This window comes from Lutibacter sp., assembly GCF_040883305.1.
Classification (GTDB): Bacteria; Bacteroidota; Bacteroidia; order Flavobacteriales; family Flavobacteriaceae; genus Lutibacter.
Genome location: NZ_JBFLKT010000387.1, coordinates 1 through 2,947, shown reverse-complemented (window position 1 = coordinate 2,947; position 2,947 = coordinate 1). Strand labels below are relative to the sequence as shown.

The 2,947-nt window shown below is 31.3% G+C and carries 7 protein-coding genes and 1 pseudogene; 3 read left to right on the top strand and 5 right to left on the bottom strand.

Annotated features, from left to right (window positions below; translation table 11 throughout):
* The first annotated feature begins 268 nt into the window (after positions 1-268).
* Positions 269-664 (top strand): colicin D domain-containing protein, encoded by a 396-nt coding sequence (locus AB1Z17_RS12455; RefSeq protein WP_368052112.1) that lies wholly within the window; start codon positions 269-271, stop codon positions 662-664.
* 43 nt (positions 665-707) lie between these two features.
* The gene (locus AB1Z17_RS12450) at positions 708-1,004 is read left to right on the top strand and encodes a colicin immunity domain-containing protein (RefSeq protein WP_368052111.1); all 297 of its coding nucleotides are present in this window, start codon (positions 708-710) and stop codon (positions 1,002-1,004) included.
* A 356-nt stretch (positions 1,005-1,360) separates the two neighbouring features.
* On the opposite strand, the gene AB1Z17_RS12445 is transcribed toward AB1Z17_RS12450, so the two are convergent.
* From AB1Z17_RS12445 to psbH, 3 genes are all read right to left on the bottom strand, one after another.
* Positions 1,361-1,489, bottom strand: a complete 129-nt coding sequence (locus AB1Z17_RS12445) for a PetM family cytochrome b6-f complex subunit 7 (protein ID WP_368052110.1) — start codon at positions 1,487-1,489, stop codon at positions 1,361-1,363.
* 38 nt (positions 1,490-1,527) lie between these two features.
* Positions 1,528-1,617 (bottom strand): cytochrome b6/f complex subunit VIII, encoded by a 90-nt coding sequence (locus tag AB1Z17_RS12440; RefSeq protein ID WP_368052109.1) that lies wholly within the window; start codon positions 1,615-1,617, stop codon positions 1,528-1,530.
* A gap of 77 nt (positions 1,618-1,694) precedes the next feature.
* Positions 1,695-1,898, bottom strand: a complete 204-nt coding sequence (gene psbH, locus AB1Z17_RS12435; protein WP_368052108.1) for a photosystem II reaction center phosphoprotein PsbH — start codon at positions 1,896-1,898, stop codon at positions 1,695-1,697.
* A gap of 83 nt (positions 1,899-1,981) precedes the next feature.
* Here psbH and psbN point away from each other — a divergent pair, with 83 nt between their 5' ends.
* Positions 1,982-2,113, top strand: coding sequence for a photosystem II protein N (gene psbN / locus AB1Z17_RS12430; protein ID WP_368052107.1), 132 nt, complete (start codon positions 1,982-1,984; stop codon positions 2,111-2,113).
* A gap of 24 nt (positions 2,114-2,137) precedes the next feature.
* On the opposite strand, the gene AB1Z17_RS12425 is transcribed toward psbN, so the two are convergent.
* Together AB1Z17_RS12425 and AB1Z17_RS12420 are read right to left on the bottom strand one after the other, a co-directional pair.
* A complete protein-coding gene (locus AB1Z17_RS12425; protein WP_368052106.1) occupies positions 2,138-2,236 on the bottom strand; it encodes a photosystem II protein T in 99 nt (32 codons plus the stop codon).
* Positions 2,237-2,276: 40 nt separating this feature from the next.
* Positions 2,277-2,900 (bottom strand): annotated as a pseudogene (locus AB1Z17_RS12420) (photosystem II chlorophyll-binding protein CP47); the annotation flags it as partial.
* Between the last annotated feature and the right edge of the window lie 47 nt (positions 2,901-2,947).

The following is a 2,947-nucleotide window of genomic DNA, read 5'->3' as shown; positions in this document are numbered from 1 at the left end:
GGCAAAAGCAGACGCATTAAAAAACGCAAGGAAAACTGGAGGTGGCAGTATATTTGTACAGGGTTTTACTCCCCAGCGACAATATGGCTCACGGCCGATCAATAATAAACCCTTATCTTCTCGAACTACTGGAAAACTTAACGAACAGTAATTTAATGGGAATCAAAATCCATCTAAGCAAATGAATCATGACTGTATTATAACAAAAGGACAACGAAGGAATCTTCTACACCCTGATAACCTAATAATTCCCGATTAAGATGTTAGAATCCTCCATGGGCAAGCTAAATACAAGGTCAAAAACCATGGATCTGATTTCGGTCTCGCTTCTACACCAAACGAAAAAGCTTGGTTAAAAACACCTAGGACATCTGAAGATATTGAAGGTTTTAAAGATGAAATTAAAAAGCTTGTTTTAAGAGGTGAAAGAATTGAAGGCACTTACCGAAAAGGCGAGCCGGATCAATTCTCCGCAATTCATTTTTACGAAAATGTAAGCGGATGCAATGCAATTTTTAAAAAAGAAACTAAAGAATTTGTATCTGCGTGGAAACTTACCCAAGGACAAGTAAGTGATTTATTAACTAATAAAAACATTGGGATTATTAATGGACTACGATACAAAAAGGTATTTTTATTTATTAGAACAAGAAGACATTTTTAAAAAACAAGGAGTATCTTTCTATAAAGTGAATTGAGAAGACTATATGGAATTGTTAATTTACAAAGTTCGACTGGAAAATCAGAAATATTGGGGAAATCGACAAAAATATGTTTCAGTAATAAGTGAATTTCTAAATGGAATTACTACTGCAGAAGATTTTAGCGACGAATTCTTGGATCTATGGAAAAAAGATCGCGATCGAAATGGACGCAAAATGAATTTTGAACCAGATACAATACCAGAAGAATTTTCTAGGCTGATAGGAAAAGTATTTAGTTGCTGTGAAATTTTCGAACCCGAATCTAAGGAAGAGGACAAATATGATAAAAAATTCTATTAAAGAAATCTTTTACGAAATGCAAAAATATTTCAATGAATAATGTATTTATTTCAACGCTATATTTGATCAAATCGATAAGTTCTATATAGATTAAAATATTTTGATAGAAGTTATTTTCAAAATTTTGAAGAGTGAGATATTTTAGCACCACTTTTCTTAATTATCTTATTTTTCATCTTCAGAACTGCTTTGCAAACGGCGCAAGTTTGGTTAAAATCTGTTTATTTTCGACTTGAATTTTCCCGAAGGTAGTACTCTAAAATTTTACAATAAAATAGTTAAAAACTAATCAACAAAATATTCACTGAAGAGTTCATTTAATAATAATATATCCCATATTATTATTAAATGGATTTTTATTCACCCTGAACTTTTAATAGAGCAAATCCTAAAGAAAGGCCAAATAAAGTCATAAAAAAACATACAGCAGCAGCTGTAACAATTTCTTGACTTGCATACGGGAATATTGACTTGATTAATTCCATAATAATTTTAATTTCAATTTTACAAAAAGTTTAAATAATTAGAAACCATTTCGAGCCCAGACAGTAATAGCTAATGAAAATGTAAACATTGTCATTAAACTAGCCCACCCTAAACTTAAAATATCCATAGATTTATATTTTTAATTTATTTAAGTTTTATAATTTAAAAGGGTTTTAAATCCTTTTAAATTATTTTTTCTAGATATTATACAATACCGTTTGTCCAATCTACATCTACATTTTCAATAATTAATGATGAATTATAGATTTGTAAAATAATTAGTAAAAATACTAAAAATGCACCCATTACTACAGCCATAATTGGTGTTGTACCCCAACCTGGAGCAACTTTACCATACTCAGCATTTAATGGGCGTAAAAGTTCACCTAATCTTGTTCGTAATGCCATAAAATATTTATACTTTTAATAAATTAATTTTTCTAGTATATGTTATATAATATTAAAATGTTTAATTTCAATAAATATATAACATGGAAACAGCAACTATTCTCGTAATTTTTGTCTCAAGTTTACTCTTAGGAATTACCACATATTCTGTTTATACAGCATTTGGACCAGCTGCAAAAAATTTGCGTGATCCATTTGAAGAACATGAGGATTAAAAAAATAAAACCAATTTATTGGTTTTATTTTTTAATAATTCGAGGTGTTTCTCTGAAAAATACGGCAAAGAAAATTACGATTAAAGTACCAATAAGTAAAAATGTGTAAACTAACGCTTCCATTGTTTGATCCTATTTAAATATAAAGAATGCCGACTGTAATTTATACAGCACCTTGTTTTTTCGTTGATTTATCACCAAGTTTTTGGAATGCACCAAATTCTACTTGCTCTGTAACTTCTGCACCAATACCAGTGAATACATCACGGAAAATTGTACGACCACCATGCCATAAGTGACCAAAGAAGAATAATAAAGCAAAGTTAGCGTGACCAAAAGTATACCAACCACGTGGACTACTTCTGAATACACCATCTGATTCTAAACTTGTTCTATCAAATTCAAAAACTTCTCCTAATTGAGCTTTACGTGCGAATTTTTTCACAGTTGGAGCATCTTTAAACGTTTGACCATTTAATTTACCACCATAGAAATCTACTGTTACGCCAACTTGTTCAATACTGTATTTTGACTCAGCACGACGGAATGGAATATCAGCACGGATAATACCATCTTTATCTACTAAAATTACAGGGAATGTTTCGAAGAAGGCTGGCATACGACGTACTGTTAACTCACGTCCCTCTTTGTCACGGAAAATTGGGTGTCCTAACCATGCTTCTGCAATACCATCACCTTTGTTCATTGGACCTTCACGGAATAAACCACCTTTTGCTGGGTTGTTTCCAATATAATCATAGAATGCTAATTTGTCAGGAATTCTTGACCATGCTTGACTTTCTTATAAACCTTCACTAACAGAAACTTCAACTT